Below are 21,998 nucleotides of genomic sequence, written 5' to 3'. Positions count from 1 at the left end.
CTGATCTCGGGTTGCGTATTTCAAAGGCCAGGTACTGGCCTGCCAGCGATTTGAATGACATGACATATGAAGTATCAGGAAGCGAGATAACCAATGACCGCAAGCTCCCGTAAAGTGATAGAGAGCAAACTGAATACCCTGTCAGCCCCCTGGCTGGATCACACCAGCCTGCTGCAGGTGGCTGATATTGAAAGCCTGACCAGCGACAATGGCCAGGTAAACCTGACACTGAGTCTGGCCTACGCCTGTGACACAGCTTCAGTACAGCAACAGATTGCCGGGCAGCTTGAACAGATCACCGGGGTTGAAAAAGCAAACGTCACTATTCTCCGGAATGTTCAGCCCGCCCCCCGTATCAGCGAAGACACAGGACTCAAAGGGGTAAAAAATATTATCGCCGTAGCTTCCGGCAAAGGCGGTGTTGGTAAATCCACGACAGCGGTCAACCTGGCCCTGGCCCTCGTGGCGGACAATGCTAAAGTGGGCATCTTGGATGCGGATATCTACGGTCCCAGTATTGGCAAAATGCTGGGCGTAGAAGACGGACAACGCCCCGGCATGGAAATGGTCGGCGAACAACAGATGTTTGTCCCGGTGGAAGCGCTGGGATTAAAATCTAACAGCATGGCCTATCTGGTTACGGAAGAGACGCCTATGGTCTGGCGTGGCCCCATGGCCAGCGGAGCCCTGCTGCAACTCCTGAACCAGACTTTGTGGGGTGAACTGGACTATCTGGTGATTGATATGCCTCCCGGCACCGGTGACATTCAGCTGACCCTGGCTCAGAAAGTTCCTGTAGCGGGTAGTGTCATCGTTACTACACCCCAGGACCTGGCTCTGCTGGATGCCCGCAAAGGTGTGGAAATGTTCCGCAAAGTTAACGTACCCGTGTTGGGCATCGTAGAGAATATGTCTGTATATGTGTGTAGTAATTGTGGGCATACAGAGCACTTGTTTGGTGAAGGCGGTGGCAGCCGAATGGCCGATGAATACTGCACCGACCTGCTGGGTTCTCTGCCTCTGTCTCTGTCAATCCGTGAACAGGTTGATAGTGGCAAGCCTACAGTGGCCGCAGATGGCGATTCCGCAGAAGCGCAGCTGTACCGGAGATCAGCACGGAGGATGGCCGCACGGCTGGCACTGCAGAGTCGGCAGTCGGCACCCATTCCGACTATCACCATATCTGATGACTGAGTAAAAAGATAAACGACGACCAGGGTGGATTATGCGACTGTGTGATCGCGATATTGTAGAGGCTTTGAACAGTGGCCGTATAGTGGTGGAGCCCCGCCCGGATAATGAGCATATCAGTGGTGTCAGCCTTGACCTGACCCTGGGTAACAGCTTCCGGGTGTTTAATGACCATGTTGCCCCTTATGTGGACTTGTCCGGTAGTCGTGAAGAGATCGAAAATACCCTCAACTCCATTATGAGCAAGGAGATAGTGCTGGAAAAAGGTGATGCCTTCTTCCTTCATCCGGGTGAGCTGGCACTGGCGGTCACCCGGGAATCTCTGACCTTACCGGACGATATTGTCGGCTGGCTGGATGGCCGATCCTCCCTGGCCCGTCTCGGCCTGATGGTACATGTTACTGCTCACCGTATTGATCCGGGCTGGAGTGGGCAGATTGTACTGGAGTTCTTTAATGGCGGAAAACTGCCCCTGGCCCTGCGACCCGGTATGCAGATTGGTGCAATTAATTTCGAAACCATGAGTGGCCCCGCTGAAAAGCCCTACAATAAACGGGTGAACGCCAAGTACAAAGGTCAGTCGGGGGCTATTGCCAGCCGTATTGGTGAAGATTCTACGGCCTGAGTTTTCTTCTGACTCTTCCCCTGAATACGCTGGATTTGTTGATTTGTATCAATAAGTCTAGTGTCGTTTAGGTCATAATCGAAGGTGAATGTACGGGATAATTCTTAACGCTGCCTGCTTGCCGGACGGTAAGGTTAGAGGTCTTAAGGGCGAGTCGTTGGTTCCCGGCACTTTACTGACCGCTGGAGGCAACCAGTATGAAACCTGACTTTTCTGTACAGACTGAACGTGGTAATTCCTCTGACGGTTTTCATGATCTGGTCGCGGCCGACATCATGACCAGGCATGTGGAGACTGTTCCCCTCGACTGGTCAGTTGACCGACTGGCAACTTTTCTGACTGAACACAGTATTTCCGGCGCGCCGGTGGTGAACGAATCCGGCCAGCTATGCGGAATAGTCAGCATGACGGATATTGTCCGCCAGACCGGTAGCGGCCTGCTTGATCTGGATACCAGAAATGAAGATTTTTATAACAATCTGGTGGATTCCGTTCTCTCCAAAGAAGAGATGCGCTCCTTCCATGAAAGCATGGATCAGTCTGTACTGGTGACGGATATTATGACGCCCTTGGTATTCCGGGTGGAACCCTGTATGCCTCTGACGGAAGTGGCGGAAGCCATGGTGAAAGGTAATATTCACCGGGTTCTGGTGAGTGAAGATGGGGCTGTCCGGGGGATTATCACTGCTCTTGATCTGCTGGCAGCTGCTATCGACCAGTAATCCTGTTTTTGCTATGGGAGCACTCTGTGTTCCCAAAACTCTCCAGGCTGTGCTGAATCTCTTCAACAGGGTATTAGCAGGTCTGTCTGACTCAGCCCTTTCCCGCTGGTTTCAATAACATCCAATATCCGCTGGACATCCGGGTCACTGGAATCTTGCAGTTCCTGCAGGGTAAGGCACTGGTACTCATCCAGAGAGCGTGGCTGGCTTCCACATTCTGTTATCTGCTCTTCCAGGTTATCGGGAACAAACAGCCTGATATCGTGAAGAGCCTGTTTCAGACGCAGATAGTTACTGAGGCCGACATGATCATAATCCGGAAACAGCCAGAGCTCTGGGGTCCTGGGGCGGAATGTTAGCCAGTTAATAAAGGAGTTTGCCAGCTGGCCATGGTAGTAAAGCGTACTGATAAAATGCTCACAACCTGGCACGCGATCAGGGTGATGCACCGGTTCTATGCTTTCCATTAAAGCCAATGGCTGATCGCAGGCCAGGTCATCCTCCGGGTGAAAGGTGAGGGAAACAGGGCCGGAAAACTGGCAGAAATTATGGAGTTCAATACGGCTGTCCGGATCATCAAGGTGGTACCAGTAACAGGCTTTTCTGGCGTTAAGCAGATAATACTTAAATCCGGATGGTGGCGTTTTGTAGTGGCCGCAGCCAGCGGAACTGGCACCTGTCTTTTTGCTTGCTGTCATTGGGGATGTCTGTTTTGGAAATGTCTGTCAATGGATCTGTCTTTTACCCGGATTTTCTATCAGTCCGGCTTTCCGAATAAGGGGGGCCGGACTGCTTGGTTTTGACGGATTGGGTTTATAGTGCAGCCGCTTCTGCCTGAACATCCTCTTCTGTTGTTTCAGGCAGCTCCCCAGTCTGTTTGCGCTCAAGGATAATCCAGTTTTCCCGATTTACCACCAGGGCCTGCTGTCGCTGAATACCTGTATGGGCTTTCACCACATCAATACCATAACGGGTAAGGTCAACCGCATAAACTGAGGTCAGCAGGGGCGTAAAGCCAAGGGCCTGGGCGCTGTCCAGAAGCTGGCGGGCATTGGCGGAATCGACACTGGCGATTTCGTCAATGGTAAACAACAGCCGCTGGTTCAGGGCCTGCTTGCTGTCCATCATATGGCGAATCAGGTACATCAGGGTCAACAGTTTCAGAGTGCTGCGGGTGCCTGTGGAACCGGCGTCGTCAATTTTCTCATAACGCTTCAGTTCCCCGTTGGCATTTTCCACCTCAAACGACACAGTAAAAATATCCGACAGGCTCAGGGATTCGCTGATCCGGCTGGCGATAATACGGGTGGAATCCATGGCCCGGTTTTCGTCCACACTGGTGGAGTGTAAGCCAAGGTCGGGTTGTGCGTCTTCCAGCAGCTGACCGGTTTCTACAATGTAGCGAATTGCGTCATACAGCTCCTGCACCGGTTGCAGCAGAATTTGGAAGCGACGCAGATTGGAGACCTTGCGCCGGGAGATGGAACGGTTGAAACTGTTAATCTCCCGCTCCAGCCGCAGGTAATCCTGAAGAAAATCATTCAGTACGCTGGAGAGTTGCAGGATGGCGGTTTTGCGGTAGTTCGCCAGCATCTTCTCCGCTTCCGGGCGGGCTTCCCAGTCTTCCAGCACCTTGCGCCAGGCCGCTTCATCCGTACCTTCCGACTCTGCCGCCCGGTAACCTCGCAGGCGAATAGCGGAGTAAAGCATCTGCATTTTCACCGTGGCGTCGTGGGCAATCTGCCATTGTTCCCTATACAGGTTGATGCGCTCTTCCAGGCCCAGATTGTTCAGGTTTTCAGCCGGTATCATCACGTTTGGCCAGCCGTTTTCCGGCCCTTTCAGCTGGTTCCACTGGTCATAAATCCGCTTGCGGGTACTGCTGAGTGTGGAAAACTCTTCCCGTTGCTGCTCGTTGTCCCGGGCCAGCTGTTCCTGCTGCTCCCGCAGGTTTCTGGCCTGGTGCTCAAGTTCATTGATGGACTCCTGCAGAACAGCCCGTTGTTCCACCCAGCCTTCATACTGGGGCAGGCTTTCCTGCCAGGTGTTCCAGTCGTCTATCTCTTTTTGACGACGGGTGATCTGGCTGCGCACCTGGGCACGTTCTTCCTGGATAATCTGGGCGTCCAGAAGGGCGTTCAGGCGCTGGTCCAGTTCGTTGTACTTCAGCTCCTCTTCTTCCAGTTGTTGCTGAAGCTGCTGTTTGTCCTGTACCAGCCCGCGGGGAACCGGGAGTTCCTGCAGATGGATACGATAGCCGTCTCCTTCAAAGGTGTCATTTTGAATGCGGGTTAACAGGCGACGGGCTTCCTCTATTAAGTGCTGTTCATTATCAAGATCAAGAACCGGGTGATCATCGGTTATTGGCAGCAGCAACAGCCCTTCATGCATCAGCTTGCCCAGCTGAATAACCTGCTCCGATGGAAGGTGGCGGGCCAGCAGTGCGGCTAATGTCTCGTCGGCGGACATGGCGGCTTCCAGCTTCTCGATCTGCCATTCCTGTTGCTGCATTTCCCGGCGCAGGGTGTCTTCACTGCCTCCGAGACTGGCGACACCGAGCTGGCCGCTGAGTTTTTCTTCTCGAACCTGAAGTTGTTCGATATCGGCACGGGTGCTGTTGATATCGTACATATCACCCAGCTCGGTAAAGGCCCGGGCCTGGCGTTCATGGTGGTTGATCTTTTCCACCAAGGTGGCTTCTTTCCGGTTGGCCTGGTCTTTTTTGTGGCGAACTTCTGCTTCCTGTTCCTTCAGGACGTTAACGGAGTTCTGGGCCGAGGCCAGGGTGACAGAAAGCTGCTCTATGTGCTGGCTGATTTCTTTGTCCCACTGGTGGAAATCGTGTTCTATCGTACTTTGCAGGGCAAAGACCTGTGCCGCAGCTTTTTCCTGCTTCAGTGATGTCTGGCGAAGGGCTTCAACGTCGGTGGCCGACTCCCCCAAAGCGTCGAACTCTCGCTTCAGGCGTTCATACTCCGCAAATACTTCTTCTTTTTTCTGGTGGAAATTAATGGAGCCCTGGGCCATATCACTGGCTGCCAGCTGGGGAGAGAACACATCCAGCAGTGACTGCTTGATCATTGAGGCATTGATTTCTGACTGGGTGATCAGGCTGACAAACAGGTTCTTAAACACCTGATAACGACGTGTACCGCCTACCGGAACCAGATCTATAGTGGCCTGGGTTTTGCCAAGCACGGAACCCTGACCGCCGCTGATCAGTACCTCTACGTCCTGGGGGGAGAGCAGAATAATTTTTTCCCCGGTTAAGGCGATTCGCTGGCGGGCTTCCGGGAATTTCAGGGGTGTGCGACCACTGAAATAGTGTTCCCGAACAAATCGGCCCCGGTAAATAAAATGCTGGTAGCGGTGACCACTGGCCGCGCCTTTGCCGGTAATGCCCAGTACCCAGGGGCCGTGGGGAGTGGTGATCTCGGTCAGGATATAGCTGTTGTCAAAGGGGAAATAAAATTTCCGGGTGACATCCTTGGCGTATTTCTCGAAACGGCTGCCCATCATATTAGGCAGGAAAATAAACTGCAGGGCGTTGATAGCCGTGGATTTGCCCCGGTTATTGGAGCCGAAAAAGGAGACGGAGCCATCCAGGGGAAGTTCCCCCCAGGCGTAGGTACCGGACTGAATCAGATAGAGTCGGGACATGCCATAGTGTCCGGTCATGGTGCCGGTGTGGATTTGGCTGTGGTCTGTCATTCGTCCTCCATGACTTCAGCGGGGCTGTTTTCAAACGTTGGTTCACGGATATCTGCCAGCTCTGAGACCTGTTCAATGGCTTCCAGAAAACGGTTGATGGGCTTAAGGAAGCGAACCTGGTCATCGGAATCAAACTGACAGAAACCCCTGCGTGCCATCCACTCCAGCAGGTTGGTGACTGCCTCGGTAGATGACAGGTCGGCCTGCTGGTACAGGTCTGAGTAATGGTTTCTGGTGTCGTCAAACATGCGTCGTGCAATGAGTTCATTGCAGATAGTGGCCATAGGATCGTAATTGTTGTCCTGCAGGAAATCGATCAGAGTGTAGATAAGCAGGGCGACTTTACGACTTGTGGTCAGGGACTGGCTGGTGGTACTGTCCGGATAGACGAAATAAAAAAAGCCATCATGGTGGTAAACCAGCTCATAACCCAACAGGGCGAACAGGTGGGTGTAGCTTTCCCGGTGTTGCTCCAGTTCCCGGAACAAAGCAAACTGGTTGGGGCTGTCGGCAGATAGATGTACCCCTTCCCGCAGGCGGGTGTAGATCAGGTGGCCGTGGGGCAGGTTCTTGCTCAGGGTTTCATCAAGGCGCAGAGGGGCGGAGAGCAGGGTTTCAGGCTGGCTCTCCGGCATGCTTGTGTTGTTCTCAGTGGTCAGGGCTGTATCAGGCATATCATTCATAGAAAATCTTATAGATTACTTCTGGCCTGCAGCGCAGAGGGTACGGCGTTGCATGGTTATAGTGTGGCTTTCTGTTTCATAGCGACGAGTGTCGTTTTCAATAACAGCCCCCTGAAACTGTTCGGTTTCGTTGGTCAGTCTCACCATAAATTCCAGTAGCTGACGTGTATCCAGCTGTGGGTAGGTGGTGATTAACCAGTCCAGGCAGTCGTTCAGCGGCAGGTGACTGCGTACGGAACTGGCTACTGTGGCAAAGGTCACAGGTTCCGGGTTGTTCTTTTCAGGGGGTTCGGGAATATCAAAGCTTGGCAATTCCAGTACCTTAAGCTCGCTCAGATAGACGACCAGGGAACTGTGGCTATCGGTAAGATTAGGGCGTGCCCGTCCAATTAATTCCACCTGGCTGGGAATGGTGGCATAGCGGAACTTCTTGCGACGCATTTCGGCAATAGCCAGGGATGCGCCACGTGTAAGTGCTGAGTTACGCTGAAACCGGCGGTAAATGGGTTCCAGTAGACGGGAACAGCGCTCAATGCTGAGGCGCAGCCCTGAACGTAAATCCAGCAGGCGCAGATTCAGCCGTTCAAGGCGGGCGGAGTGTTCAAAGCCAATGCTGTTGTGAGCCTGTTCGATATAGTCCCGCAGGCTGTGTTCGATAGTTTTAAGAGTCAGTTCATATTCACCCTGGACATCCAGCATATCTGCCGTTGGCTGGACATAATGGTTCCAGGCTTCCAGGGCCTGGGTGTAGCGGGTTTTCAGGGAAATATTCCGGCTGGAGTTTTTCGCGTCTTCAATAATGCGCAGGATAGCCTGCTCATTCTGTTCCAGTTCCCGGCGCACATCCCGAAAGCGCCTGTCAAGCTGGCTGGTGTAACGGTTGACCAGGTAACTGTCCCGGGATTTCAGACTCTGGCCCAGTTGCCCGGTCAGCCGCAGCAGGTCATCAATTTTGGCTTTCAGGCTTGTGGACAGCCCCAGCTGCTGCTGGTCGGTAATCAGCTCGATAATATCCAATACCACTGGGCTGAGGTCATAATGGTTCTCGGCCCGGGCAATGGGGATAAGGATTTCCTGCTGGCAAAACCGCGTAAACAGCTCGGTCAGATCGGTGGTGTCTTCATTGGTGATACTGCGGGCAATATCGATAAACTCTCCGGAGGAAAAACTCTGGGAGCCGAAGCGGCGGTGCAGCTTCTCAATCAGGTTCATATGATTGAGAAGTATGCGGAGGTATTTTTTGACGTACTCCACTTATTACCTGCTATTGCTTTCTGTTTCTCCCTGTTTTTGAAAAGCAGGGGGGTGGGCCATTAAACAGGTTAGGCTAGCAGAGTTCGCCGAGACGATAAACAGCGTGAAAACAGTGAATTATAATATCTGTTGTTTATGAAAACGCTTGTAAAAGCTCTTACAGAAAACCGGGTCCACTCTCATACTCTATTGAAATCCCTTTCTTCGGCAGGTTGGAACCTGCATTTGAAAGAAAATCGGGAAGTCACCTGAAAATTAGTCTTTAGTTAATTTTTTGTCTGGTCAAATAGATTCATAACTGCCCCCGCCACTATGACAATCATTACCGTTACAGGGGCAGCAGAAGCAAGCCGTGCACACTGTGACAAGCATGCAAGTGATGGAAAACAGTCCAATAATAATTCCGAGTCCTCTCTCCAGCAGCACACCAGAGTGATCCTCTGTGGAACCTGAAGTGTTTGATGTAGAGTCTTTTGTGAATCCGACAAGAGACCACGATGCTTTTCCCGTAGCATCTTTTCCTAGAAGGGCAACCTGACCGCTACCCTGCATCAATTGTATCTGCTCAATATGGGAAATGTTTGCCGGGACGATGCTTTTGCTATTGTTGAGGGGAGAGCCATCAAGGGAATATTGGTGGGATGTCAGACGTTGGGCGTCTGTTTCCAGCAGGTAAAGAATATTGTCAGATACAGTCAATATAGCTTGCTGGGGTACACTCGGATGTTGTGCTGCTGTATTGATGTTGACTTGAAGCTGCCCTGTTAGGCGGTTATGGGCTTGTATTTTCAGCCCTTTATTACTTTTTACCAATGTATACAATGTGTCGTTTTTACTGGTAAAGGATTCAAAGCTGATACTCTCACCTTCACCGATGGTGACAGGCAGCCCGTTGTTAAATGCCGGATCTATTGCGTAGTTATTATCTGTGGCTCTGTATTTCACCAGAACAATACTGCTGTTGTTGCTGACAGCAACGAAAACGTTGCGGTCATTACCCTGATCTTTCCATCCGCTGATAAAGCGGGCATCAGGCGACAGGGCACCCGGTTTTGGAAATTTGTGGGCTTGTGCCCCGTCTTTGCCGATAACAATATTCCAGGCATCAGTATCATCAATAATCTGTATTTTTTCCGGGGTGATATTTTCAGGAGCACTTTCAAGCAGCAGGGTATGGCCCATTCCCGGCAGGTCAAGGGTCGTATTCAGCGGTTGAACACTGCCCGTATCATCAAGGGAATATTGGCTGAAAAAGTGATGCCCGGTATCGCCGGCGATGTTATAAGCCAGTGAGATCCTGTCGCCATCCTGACTTTGGGTAATTGCGTTCACGGTGATTCCACTGCCAGGCTGCTTACCAGAGTGGGTGAACATAAAAGGCTGGCTCTCTTCGTTGATAGTCAGGGTGTGCTGCTGGCTGTTATAACGGGTCAGACTGTAGGTCTGGTCGCTTTCCCGCACGGTGAGTCCGTAATAATCATTGCCAACTTTGAAGAGCTTCTTCAAAGATACCCCGGGGGCAGCCTTTGGTGAGGGCGTGGAGGCTGCTAACACCGGTTGAACAGCCAGGCAGTAGACCAGGCATGATGAAATAACTTTCATCAGTAGTGATTTTATGGTTTTGATGGTCATATTAATCCCCTGTCTATCCCGGAAAATAAATCTCTTCATAAGAGAGCCGGTGGAGAAGGGAGTTCCCGGGTGCGGAGAATTATTGATAACAGTCTGGTTGGTTCGGGGTATAACCGGGCAGGGGGAAGTGCTTGAAAAACTCCCTGAGAGCAGTACTTCAGCTTATTACGAATAAAGAAAAACCCTGAAAATATCAGGGCTTTTTTCTGGGAAGTCAGAACGATTAGTTGTGGGCGTGCAGCTCTTCGTTCAGTTCAATGGCAGACTTGTTGGTCAGACACTCAATGGCACCGCTCTGGGAGTTACGCCAGAACATCAGGTCAGACTTGTTGGCCAGAGCTACGGCTTTGACCACTTCCCCGGGCTTCTTGTCCTTGTTCAGAACAGTGACTTTGGAGCTGGCGGTCAGGTACAGGCCGGCTTCCACTGTGCAGCGGTCCCCCAGGGGAATGTTCAGGCCGGCGTTGGCACCAATCAGACAGTTCTTGCCAACGGATACAACAATATCGTTACCACCGGACAATGTGCCCATGGTGCTGCAGCCGCCGCCCAGGTCGGACCCTTCACCTACCCAGATACCGGCGGAGATGCGGCCTTCAACCATATTCTTGCCTTCGGTTCCGGCGTTAAAGTTCACAAAACCTTCATGCATAACTGTGGTGCCTTCACCAATATACGCCCCCAGACGTACACGGGCGGTGTGGGCAATACGCACGCCTTTGGGTACGACATAATTGGTCATACGGGGGAACTTATCCACGGACTGTATGTCCAGCAGTTCGCCACGGGTGCGGGCGGCCAGCTGGCGGGCGGGGAGTTCTTCCAGGTCGATGGCACCTTCGTTGGTCCAGGCCACGTTAGGCAGCAGGGGGAAGATGCCGCTGAGATCCGTACCGTGGGGCTTTACATGACGGTGGGAGATCAGGTGCAGCTTGAGATAGGCTTCCGGAGTCGTTGTGGGCGCGGAGTCGGTTTCCAGGATGGTCAGTACACGGGGCTTGTCGCTGGTTTCCAGGGAGTTGAGGATCAGGGTGTGATCCAGCAGGTTGCGCTGCAGGAACAGCTCTTCCAGGGCGTGGCAGGTGGCACCGTCCAGTTCCAGAACCTGATTGCCGCCGGTGTAACCGGTAATGGCGGCAACAGCGTCAACCAGTTCAGCATCGGGCTGGAACAGGGGAGAAGGATAGAAAACCTCCAGCCATTGGCCCTTGTTGTTCTTGGTGCCGATACCGGCGGCCATGCTGAAATATGTTTTGCTCATAGTGGGAAGCGGAGTCCTTGTTCTTCTTGAGTGAGAGACATGCAGTCAGAGATGGGTGAATGCTCTTTGAGCGTTAGCTATTTTAGTGCTGATACAGGGAAAAATATACTGGAACAAACTGGCTGGTCATGAACAAAGCTATTTCAGCGCGTCTTGCCATTTATCAGCAGAAAAGCCCAGCAGGTAGCTGTTGCCGGTATCCAGCAGTGGTCGTTTGATCATGCCGGGCTGTTCCAGCAGGGCGTCTATAGCTGAGGCCGCATCCATATTTTCCCGTACGTCTTCTGGCAGTTTGCGCCAGGTGGTTCCGCGGCGATTAACTACCTGATCCCAGCCCAGCTCACTGATGCGGGCTTCGAGCCAGTTTTTGTTGAGGCCATCCTTGCGGTAGTTGTGGAAGCTGTATTCCAGCCCCTGTTCATCCAGCCACTTGCGGGCTTTTTTCATAGTGTCGCAGTTGGGGATACCGTAAATGGTTAACATAAACGCTCAATTTGCCATGGGTAAAATTATGCGGTCATTATAAAGATAATTGACTATTGTCTGTCAGAATTTTTTGGCAGGAGTTTTTCCGGGTGTACACCATTGACATACCCCATAAAGGGCGGGTGAATGGAATAACCTATCAGCTCTCGCACTCGTTTGGGGTAGCGGGCCACTACCTCCTTCGGAATCGCAGCCATCAGGTTTTCCAGCTGGCGTGCCCAGCCCGGACAATATTGCGGCGTAACAATCAATCGGGGTTTGCTTGATTTGTTGGCTCCGCCACGGTGCCATAGAGTGCTTTTGGCCAGCATAAGCGAACCTGCGGGCATAGTGGCTTTAATCGCTGATGAGTGGGCTCCTGGATCTGTTACAGGTGAATAAACGGTTTTATCGGTAAATGATTGGTCGTCTAGTCTGTTGCTGAGACCTGATCCATCCCAGTTATGGCTGCCGGGAATAACCTCGGTGGCACCATTCATTTCTGTAGTGTCGTCCAGCGCCCAGAATGCGCTCACACCCCATGAGGGATGAGGCATTGGGACTTCAATATGGGCATCATCATGGTGCCAGGGCTGGACGCTTTCACCGGGTTGCAGGTTGATAGCCAGGCAGGCGGATAACAGGCAGCTTTTCCCAAGGCAGGCTTCAGCAAATGTGAGTGGCAGAGGGTGAATAACCAATTCACCAAATACCGGAGATTTCGCCAGCAGGTTATAAATCCTGTTGGTTTTCATTCCTTCAAAATTATTTCTTCCGGTGATGTTGTCGACAAGGTAAGGCATCAGGGCCTGATGGATATTCTCAACCTGTTTTGAGGACAGTACCTCTTCAAAAATAATATATCCCTGTTGATCAAACTCTGTGCACCACTCCTGGAAGCTACGCCCATGTAACCAGTATTTGATATTTGTCTCTTCTGTCATTTGTCCCCTGCATAACGAATGTGAACAGCCCTTGGGGAATCCCGGATTCAATAATGGTTATAGCAGCTATTCAGCGGGAGGGGTTCAGGAGCCGGGAGGAGGTGCTGGGTGAAGGCACATGGCCAGCGACCCTCCAGGTCCGTCGTCATCAAGAAAACCGACTTTGCCGCTGGCATCACGGACCACATAAATATGGTTTCCGACCAGTTGAGCACCATAGACATACCCGAACGTATTGGTGGAGTCGTCTTCACCCTTGTAGCGCAGAGTGATCCACTGCCAGCGGTCAGAATAAACAGGCACTTCCGCCTGTTGGCCCGGGGCTATCTCCCCGACCACCTGAAAACCAGTGATGCCGTCTGTCCGTGGAATCTCATACTCTACAGTTTTTGGGTGGCCCTTTTTTTTGCAGGCAATGGTGTTGTCCTCGCCGATATCGCTATAGCAATAGCATTCAGTCTGGTTGGTCACAGTGCATGTATTGGCAGCATAGGTCAGGCTTGCACAGTCTAAAGTACTGATGACCATTAAAATTGCGGCTTTTCTGACTCTGAGCATTACGGCACCTTAATCAATCAGGTCAGGGGGGCTGGATGTGAAGTTTAGCAGGAAAGCGGGCCTCAATAATTTCTCTCATCAGGGCACAATCTGCCTCTCCTGCGTTATCCTTGTGACCAGTATCCTGGGAGCATAGCCGTTGACCATTTTGATTACGGTAGCTCGTAGTTTTTGACACCTGATTCATCTGGTATGTCGAAAGGGGAATAACCAATGCAGGCGCTGTATTTTGAACGCCTTTTCGAAAATGGTATTGGCTTGCTGTACTTCCCTGTGCCACCCTGAGGTTCTCAGTGAAGCAGGGCTTGCCCCATGTCTGTCCACCCGGTTGTGGCGACCATCACGCTCCTGATCTGCAGTAACTGTTTTATGACCTACGCCTGGTATGCCCACCTCAAGACTCTGGAGAGCAAACCCTGGTTTATTGCGGCCTTTCTTAGTTGGCTGGTGGCTTTCTTTGAATATATGTTTCAGGTGCCGGCCAACCGTGTTGGATTTACCACTTTGAGTATTGGCCAGTTAAAAATCCTCCAGGAAATTATCACCCTCAGCATCTTTGTGCCGTTCACGCTGTTGTACCTGAAAGAACCCCTGAAACTGGATTATCTCTGGGCCGGGTTGTGTATAGTTGGGGCGGCGTTTTTTATGTTTCGCAGTGCCCTGTAAAAGCAGTAAGCAGCTGGATAAGCGCTGGTTTCAATCAGCGCTCGAATCCATGTTCCTAAAGAGGCTGTATTCTTAAGAAAACATGGTCTTAGGCAGTCAGAAAGCCACCGTCCACATTAATGCAGGTTCCGGTGGTGTAACTGGCCGCATCCGATACCAGATAGAGTACGGTACCAGCCATCTCTTCCGGGCTGGCGGCCCGGTTAAGGGGAATGTGGGTAAGCACCTGATTCATAATAGCCGGGTTGCTGGTAAGGGCGGAAGCAAACTTGGTGTCCGTTAGCCCGGGAAGCAGGGCATTAACCCGAATATTCAGGTCAGCGCACTCTTTGGCAAAAGCCTTGGTCATGGAAATAACCGCAGCTTTGGTAATCGAGTAGATGCCCTGGAAGTGTCCGGGAATTACGCCGTTTATAGATGCCACATTCACAATGCTGCCACCGCCGTTTTTCCGCATGAGTTTGCCGGCCTCTGCACTCATATAAAAGTAACCGCGAATATTTACATCCACTGTCTTCTGAAAGGCACCAGAATCAGTATCCAGAATATGGCCGAAATAAGGGTTGGCTGCTGCGTTGTTTACCAGGATATCCAGCTTTCCGTGAGTACTTTCAATCTGCTTAATAGTGGCTGAAATCTGTTTCATCTCTCCAATATGGCAGGGCAGGGCTTCTGCAGAACCGCCAGCGTCACGGATCGCGGCACAGACAGATTCGCAGCCATCCAGATTGCGGCTGGAGACAATTACATGGGCACCATGACGGGCCAGCAGGTGAGCGATAGCTTCGCCTATGCCTCGACTGGCTCCGGTAACAAGGGCAACTTTGTCGATAAGGCTGAACAGGTGTGGCTGAGACATGGGGTGACCTGTATTGTTTGTTAGTGTTGTTATAAAAATACTAAATCGTTGTCAGAAGACGTTTCTGGCTGAACATTTCCATATAAAAATGTAAGAAACCGTCGGTGATGGCATGCCGTGTTTTTGTGGTCAGGATTTGTACTTCCGGGAAGTATACAGTGAATCAGACCAGGAGTGAGCCACTGAAGTGCCGACTCTCAGTGGGAAACTCCGGGGTAAGTTCCTGGGAGGTTATGGTTCCTGGGAGTCATCTGTACCAATAGCCGCCTGCAGGCGTTCATTCAGTGCCTGATACAGCTGATGTACCCGTTCCGGGTCGCTGATGGGCTGGCCCTGATGATCGGTGATAAAGAATACATCTTCTACCCTTTCTCCCAGAGTGGAAATTTTGGCCTTCTGGATATGAGTCTTCTGTTCCATAAACACATGACCCATATGGGCCAGCAGACCTGGGCGGTCTGTGGCATTCACTTCCACAACCGTACGACGGTTGGTGGGGTCATTGCTGATAATGATTTCCGGCTTCTTTGCAAAGTGCTTAAGACGTCGGCAAACCCGTTTGTAGCTAAACTCCGGTGAGGGAGGGGTATCTGCCTGCAGGGTCTGACGAATATGGTTGCAGATGCGTGTTATACGATCATCGTTGTCTTTACCCAGTGGCTTGCCGGTACTGGCATCCAGAACAATAAAGGTGTCCAGGGCAAAGCCTTTGTCGGTGGTGATAATTCTGGCATCGTGGATGGTCAGGTTCATTTGCCCTAATGCTGTTGTGCAGGATGCGAACAGGTGGGGAATATCCTGGCTGTAAATAAAAACAGCTGTTCCCCCTTCATAACGCCTCTCCGTGGTTTCCCGAATCAATACAAGGGGAAGGTCGTCCAGGTTTTCAAGAATGCCCTGGGTCTGCCAGGATACTTCCACAGCGTTATGGCGAAGGAAATACTCCGCATCAATATTCTGCCAGAGCTGTTCCGCGGCTTTGGTGTCAATACCCAAATCTTCAAGTCTTAGCCTGGCCAGACCCTGGGTGTCTTCCATACGCTCCTGTTTATCAATGGGGTTTTCCAGCCCCCGGTGCAGGGCTCGGCGGGTTTCCCGGAACAGTTCCCGCAGCAGGCTGGCCCGCCAGCCATTCCAGAGTTTGGGGTTGGTGGCATTAATATCTGCAACAGTCAGGCAGTACAGGTAATCCAGGCGGCGGGAGTCGCCCACAAGACGGGCAAAGTTATTAATGGTATCCGGGTCTGAAAGATCCTGGCGCTGGGCGGTGACCGACATGGTCAGATGGTGGCGGACCAGCCACTCCACCAGAGAAGTGTCTGCGCTGGAAAGTCCATGCTGCCGACAGAATTCCCGGGCATCTACAGCACCCAGAACAGAGTGGTCTCCGCCCCGGCCCTTGCCAATATCGTGGAACAGCCCGGCGATATACAACAGTTCCGGTTTCGGCAGGCGTCGTTTAGCCGCACAGGCGACAGGGAAGCGTTCTTCACTTTCCCGGTAATTAAAGCGCCGCAGGAACTTGATCAGCAGCAGGGTATGGGCATCCACTGTATAGTTGTGGAACAGGTCATGCTGCATCTGGCAGATAATACGGCCAAAGGTCGGCAGATAGCGTCCAAGAATGCCATAACGCACCATACGGCGCAGGCTGGCGGTCAGGGCGTAGGGAGAACGCATCAACTCCAGAAACAGAGCATGAATCTGGGGATCGTTTCTAAAATCGTCGTCTATTTTATGGCGGACATCCCGCAGGGCGCGAATGGTTTCCGCAGTAGGGCCAAGAATAAACGGATTGCCGGACATCAGCACAAACAGTTCCATGATGGCTGACGGATGGGTGGTAAAAATATCGGGTTGGGTAATTTCGATATATTCGTTACAGACTTGGAACCGCTCATTCAGGGGGACGATATCCTGATGTTTGCCTTCGTCCAGAATCATATCGTCGAAGTGCTGGAGCAGCAGGTCGTTTAATACCCCGAGAATCATAACGGCCCGGAAATACTTCTGCATAAACTGCTCGACAGCCAGCGGCCCGCCTTCTTTGTCCTTGTAACCAAACTGAGCCGAGAGAGTGCGCTGGTGATCAAACAATAACCGGTCTTCCGGGCGGCCTGCCTGTCGGTGCAGGGCCCAGCGAACCCGCCAGAGGAAGTCCCTGGCCCGCATCAACATATGGTATTCCCGCTCGTTAAGGAAACCGATACGTACCAGTTCCTTCAGATCATCCGTACCGTAGTGGCGGCGGGTGACCCAGCCAATCATATGCAGATCGCGCAGGCCACCGGGAGAGCTCTTCAGATTAGGTTCCAGATCGTATTCTGTCTGGTTGTATTTACGGTGCCGAGCCTGCTGTTCATCGTACTTGGCAGTGAGATATTCCTTGCTGGGCCACATTTTTTCCGGGTTGATGCTGTTGTGCATCTCCTGGAACAGGTCTTCCGGGCCGGACAGAAGACGGGACTCGATCATATTGGTGATAATGGTCAGGTCTTCCCGGCCCTGGCTGGCGCACTCGGCGACCGAGCGCACACTGGAGCCCACTTTCAGTTTGATATCCCAGAGAAGGGTCAGGAACTGCTCAATCTTGTCCCTGTGGGGTTCAGCATCATCGTGTTTCAGCAGAATAAGAATATCAATATCTGAATGGGGGTGAAGTTCCCCCCGGCCATAACCGCCAACAGCCACAAGGGCAATATCGTCAGTATTCTTTCCAACCAGATGTTCCCACGCCAGAATCAGCGCCTGGTCAATCAGCCAGGCGCGGCCTGTCACCAGCGTCTGGATGGAGACACCTTCAGCGAACCACTGGTCCATCAATTGTTCGGCTTTTTCCAGACATTTCTGGTAGGCAAGGAAAGGTTGGGGGGTGACAGTCAGTTCCGCGCGAAACTGGCTGCGGTTGAACAGGGCCGTCTTTTGCTCGGCACTCAATACGGCGGTCATGGAGAATTCTTCTTGTTGTCGTTTTGTTGTGTGTGAGCCGGTAGAGAACGCACCGGCTCGTATAAAGCTTAGGCGAATGGGGAGGTTTCTCCGTCCCGGAGAGTCAGAATATCGTAGCCATCACTGGTCACCAGAATGGTGTGTTCCCACTGGGCGGAAGGACGACCGTCTTTGGTGACAGCAGTCCAGCCATCCCGCAACAGTTTGGTCTCTTTTTTACCAATATTGATCATTGGCTCAATGGTAAAGATCATGCCCTCCTGCAGCTTGATACCGGTTCCGGCCACGCTGTTATGCATGACTTGAGGCTCTTCATGGAAGCCTTCACCAATACCGTGACCGCAGTAGTCTTCAACGACACTGTAATTGTGTTTATGGGCATGGCTGGCAATGGCCGCACCGATATCACCGAGATGGGCACCGGGGCGCACCAGCTCAATACCCTTGAACATGCATTCCCGGGTGACCTGGCCGAGTTTGCTCAGAAACTCCGGCGCTTCGCCAACAATAAACATCTGGCTGGTGTCGCCATGGTAACCGTCTTTGATTACAGTGATATCAATATTCAAGGCATCGCCCTTCTTCAGCTTTTTATCCCCGGGAATACCGTGGCACACCACTTTGTTCAGGGATGTGCAGATGGATTTCGGAAAGCCCGGGCGACCGGGAGCCGCGCCATAGTTCAGCGGAGCGGGAATTGCTTTCTGGGTATTGACGATGTAATCGTGACAGATGCGATCCAGTTCGCCGGTGGTCACGCCTTCTTTTACGTGGGGGGCGATCATGGTCAGCACTTCTCCGGCCAGACGACCGGCGATGCGCATTTTTTCAATCTGTTCTGCGGTTTTGATAATGACAGGCATATGCTGCTGTGTAATCCCTGGTGTAGGCCCGTCAAGGGCTGATGCCTCATTCTAGCAAAATAGCGATTATTCTAAACAGTCTTGCGGTGAAGATGGGACTCCTGCGAGAAGAGCGAAACCCGAAAGGTTATGGTAAAGTGGCGCTCTCTGGTCACCTTCGACCGGGAAGACTTGGATTCTGACAGGACGATTTCCTGGATATGTCACAACATAAGATTACCCAGGCACCTGTGCCCATGCGGCTGGTTGGCCCGGTCCGGATCATCGGCGAAGTTGTCGATGACAGTGTGATGCTGCCCCTGGCAACGTACGAAACACCGCTGTGGCCGTCGGTGGGTCGAGGGGCGAGGGTGGCGACCCTGGCTGGTGGTATAAAGGCGACCCTGGTGGATGAGCGGATGACCCGCTCCATCCTGCTGGAAGCGCCGGATGCTACCGGAGCGCTGAAGGCCTGGCAGAGCCTGTCAGCCCGTAAAGATGAAATGAATATGGTAGTGCGGGAATGCAGCCGGTTTGCAAAGCTGATCGATATGCATCACCAGATTGTTGGCAATATGCTGTATGTGCGCCTGGAATACACAACCGGTGATGCCTCAGGTCATAATATGGTGACCCTTGCGTCCGAGAAAATCCAGGACTGGCTGCTGGGTGAGTATCCGCAGCTGAAGTACACCTCTATCTCCGCAAACTATTGCAGCGATAAAAAAGCGACGGCGGTCAACGGTATCCTTGGCCGGGGTAAAAATGTTGTGTGCGAAGTCAACATTCCCCGGGCTCTCTGCGAACGTCGCCTGAAAACAACCCCGGAAGCGGTGGTTGAACTCAATATCAAGAAGAACCTGATCGGTACCATGCTGGCTGGCGGTATGCGCAGCGCCAATGCCCATTTTGCCAATATGCTGCTGGCTTTTTATCTGGCTACAGGCCAGGACGCAGCCAACATTGTTGAGGGTTCACAGGGCGTTGTTCACTGCGAAGTCCGTGATGGCGATCTCTACTTCTCTGTTAATCTACCCAACCTGATTGTCGGTTCTGTCGGTAATGGCAAGGGGCTGGATTTTGTTGAAGATAACCTGAAGCTGATTGGCTGCCGGGAAGACCGCGAGCCGGGTGCTAATGCCCGCAGGCTGGCCATTGTCTGCGCCGCCAGTGTGCTGTGTGGCGAGCTGTCCCTGCTGGCTGCCCAGACCAACCCGGGTGAGCTGATGGCCGCCCATGTAAAATTTGAGCGCTGATTGCATGGCTGCAGAACACAATAGCGAACAGCTGAGCGAACAGCCGAGCGGGCAGCAGACCAACGAGCGTAAGCTGGAACATATTCGAATGATTGAGCAGAACGGCGATACAGACCGTGATGCCCGTTACTTCGATCGCATTCGGCTGACCCACCGGGCACTGCCGGAGATCAGCCTGGATGATGTTGATCCCAGCGTAGAGTTTATGGGGCGCAAACTTTCTTTTCCCCTGCTTATCTCCTCTATGACCGGGGGGGATCATGCCCTGGTCAGAACCATTAACCGCAACCTGGCCCTGGCGGCCCAGGAAACCGGTGTGGCTCTGGCGGTGGGTTCCCAGCGGGTAATGTTTGAAGAACCGGCAGCCCGGGCAAGCTTTGCTCTGCGCCAGTATGCTCCCGATGCTCTGCTGCTCGCCAATCTCGGTGCGGTGCAGTTGAACAAGGGCTTTGGTCTGGATGAGTGCAGGCAGGCGGTTGAGCTGGTGGGGGCGGATGGTCTCTATCTTCACCTGAATCCCCTGCAGGAAGCTGTTCAGCCGGAAGGGGATACGGATTTTTCCGGCCTGCTTGCCAAGTTGCGCGACATTCGTCGTGAGCTTGGGTATCCTCTGCTGTTGAAAGAGGTTGGCTGCGGCTTTTCAGCCGAAGATATTGTCGCCGCTGCCAACTGTGGCATTGACACTATCGACGTGGCAGGGCAGGGTGGCACATCCTGGAGCCGGATTGAGCACCACCGTTCCGATGATCAGCACGGTCTTGGGCTTTTATTCCAGGACTGGGGTATTCCAACCCCGCAGGCCCTGAAGCTGGCGGCCCCCTATCGAGACAGGGTGCAGCTGATTGCCAGTGGGGGGTTGCGCAACGGCGTTGATATGGTTAAGTCTGTTATACTCGGCGCCCGTTTGTGTGGGCTGGCAGCTCCGCTGCTGAAGCCGGCCATGGAATCCGTTGATCGGGTGGTTGAGGTTATTGAAGCTCTCAGGCGGGAGCTTGTGACCGCCATGTTCTTGCTGGGAACCCCCGATATTGCCGGTTTATACGGCAATGAACGGTTAATTCTGGACGATTTTTCCTGACGATTTTCCTTATAGAGTGCTATGTCTGTCGGTATTGATGACATCAGTTTTTTTTCCTCTGGGATGTATCTGTCGCTGAGTACACTGGCAGCGCATAACGGAGAGGACCCGGACAAATACCGGGTAGGCCTGGGGCAGGAGCGGATGGGCGTGCCTGCACAGGATGAAGATGTAGTTACCCTGGCGGCCAGCGCTGCCAGGCCCCTGATTAACGACAGTAACCGGGACAAAATCTCCACGGTTCTGTTTGCAACAGAATCCAGTATTGACCAGTCCAAGGCGGCCGGTGTATACGTACACCGTCTACTGGGACTGGGCCATAACTGCCGGGTAGTGGAGCTGAAACAGGCCTGTTACAGCGCAACGGCGGCGGTGCAGATGGCCTGTGGGATGGTGGCCCGTAAGCCCGATAGCCAGGTGCTGGTGGTGGCCTCTGATATTGCCCGCTACGGCCTGGGTACGCCGGGGGAGGCGACCCAGGGCTGTGGCGCTGTGGCGCTGATTATCAAGGCGCAGCCCCGGCTGCTTGGTGTCCATACTGAAACCGGCTGTTACAGTGAAGATGTTATGGACTTCTGGCGGCCTAATTACCTGGATACGGCCCTTGTGGACGGCAAGTACTCCACCATTGTTTATCTCAAGGCACTGCGGCAGAGCTGGAAAAACTACCGGGAAGACGGTGGACTGCCCTTTGAGGACTTTTCCCGCTTCTGTTACCACCTGCCGTTTACCAAGATGGGCGAAAAAGCTCATCGTAAACTGGCTGTGACCAACAGTGTCTCCATGGGGGCAGAACAGCTGGAGCAGCAGATTGGCGCAGGGCTGTATTACAATCGCCAGATTGGTAACAGTTACAGTGCCTCTCTCTATATCGGCTTGCTTTCCTTGCTTGAGAATGATTCAGCAGACCTGTCCGGCCAGAATATCGGGTTGTTCAGTTATGGTTCAGGCTGTGTCGGGGAGTTCTTCTCCATGATGGTTGTGCCCGGTTACCGGGAACACTCTCGACGCCAGTATCATGTGGATATGCTGGAGAATCGCCAGGAGCTGGATTACGACAGCTATGCCCGATGGTTCAGCTATACCTGCCCGAAAGATGGTGGTGAGCACCATTTTTCGGAGATGGCTTCCGGTTATTACCGTCTGGCGGGTATCCATGATCACAAGCGGATTTATACAGAAATAACGGGCTGATGGTCTGGTATCGGTGGCTGTTGTAGCAGGTCTGCGGAAGCTGGCGTGTTTTGGGACTTATGTCGGTAGGCGGATCGGCATAGAATTGGCCGTCAACAGGATGTACAA

At 52.7% G+C, this 21,998-nt stretch carries 19 protein-coding genes; 7 read left to right on the top strand and 12 right to left on the bottom strand.

What is annotated here, in order from left to right:
• Positions 1-93: 93 nt before the first annotated feature.
• The 3 genes from apbC (at position 94) to ACY2RQ_RS12780 (ending at position 2,538) form a co-directional block, all read left to right on the top strand.
• Positions 94-1,194 carry an iron-sulfur cluster carrier protein ApbC gene (gene apbC / locus ACY2RQ_RS12790; RefSeq protein WP_490113371.1) on the top strand — a complete coding sequence of 367 codons (1,101 nt, stop codon included), beginning with the start codon at positions 94-96 and terminating at the stop codon, positions 1,192-1,194.
• Between the two features lie 31 nt (positions 1,195-1,225).
• Positions 1,226-1,816 carry a dCTP deaminase gene (gene dcd, locus ACY2RQ_RS12785; protein ID WP_490113370.1) on the top strand — a complete coding sequence of 197 codons (591 nt, stop codon included), beginning with the start codon at positions 1,226-1,228 and terminating at the stop codon, positions 1,814-1,816.
• Between the two features lie 197 nt (positions 1,817-2,013).
• A complete protein-coding gene (locus ACY2RQ_RS12780; RefSeq protein WP_490113369.1) occupies positions 2,014-2,538 on the top strand; it encodes a CBS domain-containing protein in 525 nt (174 codons plus the stop codon).
• Positions 2,539-2,600: 62 nt separating this feature from the next.
• On the opposite strand, the gene ACY2RQ_RS12775 is transcribed toward ACY2RQ_RS12780, so the two are convergent.
• The 9 genes from ACY2RQ_RS12775 to ACY2RQ_RS12735 form a co-directional block, all read right to left on the bottom strand.
• Positions 2,601-3,236, bottom strand: coding sequence for a hypothetical protein (locus tag ACY2RQ_RS12775; RefSeq protein WP_490113368.1), 636 nt, complete (start codon positions 3,234-3,236; stop codon positions 2,601-2,603).
• A gap of 115 nt (positions 3,237-3,351) precedes the next feature.
• Positions 3,352-6,249, bottom strand: a complete 2,898-nt coding sequence (locus ACY2RQ_RS12770) for a PspA/IM30 family protein (RefSeq protein ID WP_490113367.1) — start codon at positions 6,247-6,249, stop codon at positions 3,352-3,354.
• Positions 6,246-6,932 carry a condensin complex protein MksE gene (locus ACY2RQ_RS12765; RefSeq protein ID WP_490113366.1) on the bottom strand — a complete coding sequence of 229 codons (687 nt, stop codon included), beginning with the start codon at positions 6,930-6,932 and terminating at the stop codon, positions 6,246-6,248. The genes ACY2RQ_RS12770 and ACY2RQ_RS12765 overlap by 4 nt, the downstream gene beginning before the upstream one ends.
• Before the next feature lie 15 nt (positions 6,933-6,947).
• A complete protein-coding gene (locus ACY2RQ_RS12760) occupies positions 6,948-8,186 on the bottom strand; it encodes a hypothetical protein (RefSeq protein WP_490113365.1) in 1,239 nt (412 codons plus the stop codon).
• 282 nt (positions 8,187-8,468) lie between these two features.
• Entirely contained in the window at positions 8,469-9,818 is a 1,350-nt protein-coding gene (locus tag ACY2RQ_RS12755; protein ID WP_490113364.1) for a hypothetical protein, read from the bottom strand.
• 223 nt (positions 9,819-10,041) lie between these two features.
• Complete coding sequence (gene dapD / locus ACY2RQ_RS12750) at positions 10,042-11,079, bottom strand: 2,3,4,5-tetrahydropyridine-2,6-dicarboxylate N-succinyltransferase (RefSeq protein ID WP_490113363.1); 1,038 nt, start codon at positions 11,077-11,079, stop codon at positions 10,042-10,044.
• Between the two features lie 138 nt (positions 11,080-11,217).
• The gene (locus ACY2RQ_RS12745) at positions 11,218-11,562 is read right to left on the bottom strand and encodes an ArsC family reductase (protein ID WP_490113362.1); all 345 of its coding nucleotides are present in this window, start codon (positions 11,560-11,562) and stop codon (positions 11,218-11,220) included.
• A gap of 53 nt (positions 11,563-11,615) precedes the next feature.
• Positions 11,616-12,488 (bottom strand): phytanoyl-CoA dioxygenase family protein, encoded by an 873-nt coding sequence (locus tag ACY2RQ_RS12740; protein WP_490113361.1) that lies wholly within the window; start codon positions 12,486-12,488, stop codon positions 11,616-11,618.
• An 84-nt stretch (positions 12,489-12,572) separates the two neighbouring features.
• On the bottom strand, positions 12,573-13,046 hold the full coding sequence (locus ACY2RQ_RS12735) for a hypothetical protein (protein WP_490113360.1): 474 nt from the start codon (positions 13,044-13,046) through the stop codon (positions 12,573-12,575).
• Between the two features lie 312 nt (positions 13,047-13,358).
• Here ACY2RQ_RS12735 and ACY2RQ_RS12730 point away from each other — a divergent pair, with 312 nt between their 5' ends.
• Positions 13,359-13,712 (top strand): DMT family protein, encoded by a 354-nt coding sequence (locus ACY2RQ_RS12730; RefSeq protein WP_490113359.1) that lies wholly within the window; start codon positions 13,359-13,361, stop codon positions 13,710-13,712.
• Positions 13,713-13,800: 88 nt separating this feature from the next.
• On the opposite strand, the gene ACY2RQ_RS12725 is transcribed toward ACY2RQ_RS12730, so the two are convergent.
• The 3 genes from ACY2RQ_RS12725 to map all read right to left on the bottom strand — a co-directional run bounded on the left by ACY2RQ_RS12725 (position 13,801) and on the right by map (position 18,383).
• Positions 13,801-14,571 (bottom strand): SDR family oxidoreductase, encoded by a 771-nt coding sequence (locus tag ACY2RQ_RS12725; protein WP_490113358.1) that lies wholly within the window; start codon positions 14,569-14,571, stop codon positions 13,801-13,803.
• A 231-nt stretch (positions 14,572-14,802) separates the two neighbouring features.
• Entirely contained in the window at positions 14,803-17,520 is a 2,718-nt protein-coding gene (gene glnD / locus ACY2RQ_RS12720) for a [protein-PII] uridylyltransferase (protein ID WP_490113357.1), read from the bottom strand.
• Positions 17,521-17,588: 68 nt separating this feature from the next.
• The gene (map, locus tag ACY2RQ_RS12715) at positions 17,589-18,383 is read right to left on the bottom strand and encodes a type I methionyl aminopeptidase (RefSeq protein ID WP_490113356.1); all 795 of its coding nucleotides are present in this window, start codon (positions 18,381-18,383) and stop codon (positions 17,589-17,591) included.
• A 200-nt stretch (positions 18,384-18,583) separates the two neighbouring features.
• Here map and ACY2RQ_RS12710 point away from each other — a divergent pair, with 200 nt between their 5' ends.
• The 3 genes from ACY2RQ_RS12710 to ACY2RQ_RS12700 are packed head-to-tail and all read left to right on the top strand — an operon-like array spanning position 18,584 to position 21,890.
• Positions 18,584-19,618, top strand: coding sequence for a hydroxymethylglutaryl-CoA reductase (locus tag ACY2RQ_RS12710; RefSeq protein ID WP_490113355.1), 1,035 nt, complete (start codon positions 18,584-18,586; stop codon positions 19,616-19,618).
• 4 nt (positions 19,619-19,622) lie between these two features.
• Positions 19,623-20,696, top strand: a complete 1,074-nt coding sequence (gene fni / locus ACY2RQ_RS12705) for a type 2 isopentenyl-diphosphate Delta-isomerase (RefSeq protein WP_490113354.1) — start codon at positions 19,623-19,625, stop codon at positions 20,694-20,696.
• Positions 20,697-20,717: 21 nt separating this feature from the next.
• Positions 20,718-21,890: a hydroxymethylglutaryl-CoA synthase gene (locus ACY2RQ_RS12700; RefSeq protein WP_490113353.1), complete on the top strand. Its 1,173-nt coding sequence runs from the start codon at positions 20,718-20,720 to the stop codon at positions 21,888-21,890.
• Positions 21,891-21,998 lie beyond the last annotated feature (108 nt).

It is taken from the genome of Parendozoicomonas sp. 209JJ7-1 (assembly GCF_058147085.1).
Note: the sequence above shows the minus strand (reverse complement) of the source record. Positions and strands in the feature narration are given on the sequence as shown.

What these genes read in the sequence shown, in the direction of transcription:
- apbC (WP_490113371.1), top strand. Translation starts at nt 94, where the DNA reads ATGACCGCAAGCTCCCGTAAAGTGATAGAGAGCAAACTGAATACCCTG.
- dcd (WP_490113370.1), top strand. Translation starts at nt 1,226, where the DNA reads ATGCGACTGTGTGATCGCGATATTGTAGAGGCTTTGAACAGTGGCCGT.
- ACY2RQ_RS12780 (WP_490113369.1), top strand. Translation starts at nt 2,014, where the DNA reads ATGAAACCTGACTTTTCTGTACAGACTGAACGTGGTAATTCCTCTGAC.
- ACY2RQ_RS12775 (WP_490113368.1), bottom strand. Translation starts at nt 3,236, where the DNA reads ATGACAGCAAGCAAAAAGACAGGTGCCAGTTCCGCTGGCTGCGGCCAC.
- ACY2RQ_RS12770 (WP_490113367.1), bottom strand. Translation starts at nt 6,249, where the DNA reads ATGACAGACCACAGCCAAATCCACACCGGCACCATGACCGGACACTAT.
- ACY2RQ_RS12765 (WP_490113366.1), bottom strand. Translation starts at nt 6,932, where the DNA reads ATGAATGATATGCCTGATACAGCCCTGACCACTGAGAACAACACAAGC.
- ACY2RQ_RS12755 (WP_490113364.1), bottom strand. Translation starts at nt 9,818, where the DNA reads ATGACCATCAAAACCATAAAATCACTACTGATGAAAGTTATTTCATCA.
- dapD (WP_490113363.1), bottom strand. Translation starts at nt 11,079, where the DNA reads ATGAGCAAAACATATTTCAGCATGGCCGCCGGTATCGGCACCAAGAAC.
- ACY2RQ_RS12745 (WP_490113362.1), bottom strand. Translation starts at nt 11,562, where the DNA reads ATGTTAACCATTTACGGTATCCCCAACTGCGACACTATGAAAAAAGCC.
- ACY2RQ_RS12740 (WP_490113361.1), bottom strand. Translation starts at nt 12,488, where the DNA reads ATGACAGAAGAGACAAATATCAAATACTGGTTACATGGGCGTAGCTTC.
- ACY2RQ_RS12735 (WP_490113360.1), bottom strand. Translation starts at nt 13,046, where the DNA reads ATGCTCAGAGTCAGAAAAGCCGCAATTTTAATGGTCATCAGTACTTTA.
- ACY2RQ_RS12730 (WP_490113359.1), top strand. Translation starts at nt 13,359, where the DNA reads ATGTCTGTCCACCCGGTTGTGGCGACCATCACGCTCCTGATCTGCAGT.
- ACY2RQ_RS12725 (WP_490113358.1), bottom strand. Translation starts at nt 14,571, where the DNA reads ATGTCTCAGCCACACCTGTTCAGCCTTATCGACAAAGTTGCCCTTGTT.
- glnD (WP_490113357.1), bottom strand. Translation starts at nt 17,520, where the DNA reads ATGACCGCCGTATTGAGTGCCGAGCAAAAGACGGCCCTGTTCAACCGC.
- map (WP_490113356.1), bottom strand. Translation starts at nt 18,383, where the DNA reads ATGCCTGTCATTATCAAAACCGCAGAACAGATTGAAAAAATGCGCATC.
- ACY2RQ_RS12710 (WP_490113355.1), top strand. Translation starts at nt 18,584, where the DNA reads ATGTCACAACATAAGATTACCCAGGCACCTGTGCCCATGCGGCTGGTT.
- fni (WP_490113354.1), top strand. Translation starts at nt 19,623, where the DNA reads ATGGCTGCAGAACACAATAGCGAACAGCTGAGCGAACAGCCGAGCGGG.
- ACY2RQ_RS12700 (WP_490113353.1), top strand. Translation starts at nt 20,718, where the DNA reads ATGTCTGTCGGTATTGATGACATCAGTTTTTTTTCCTCTGGGATGTAT.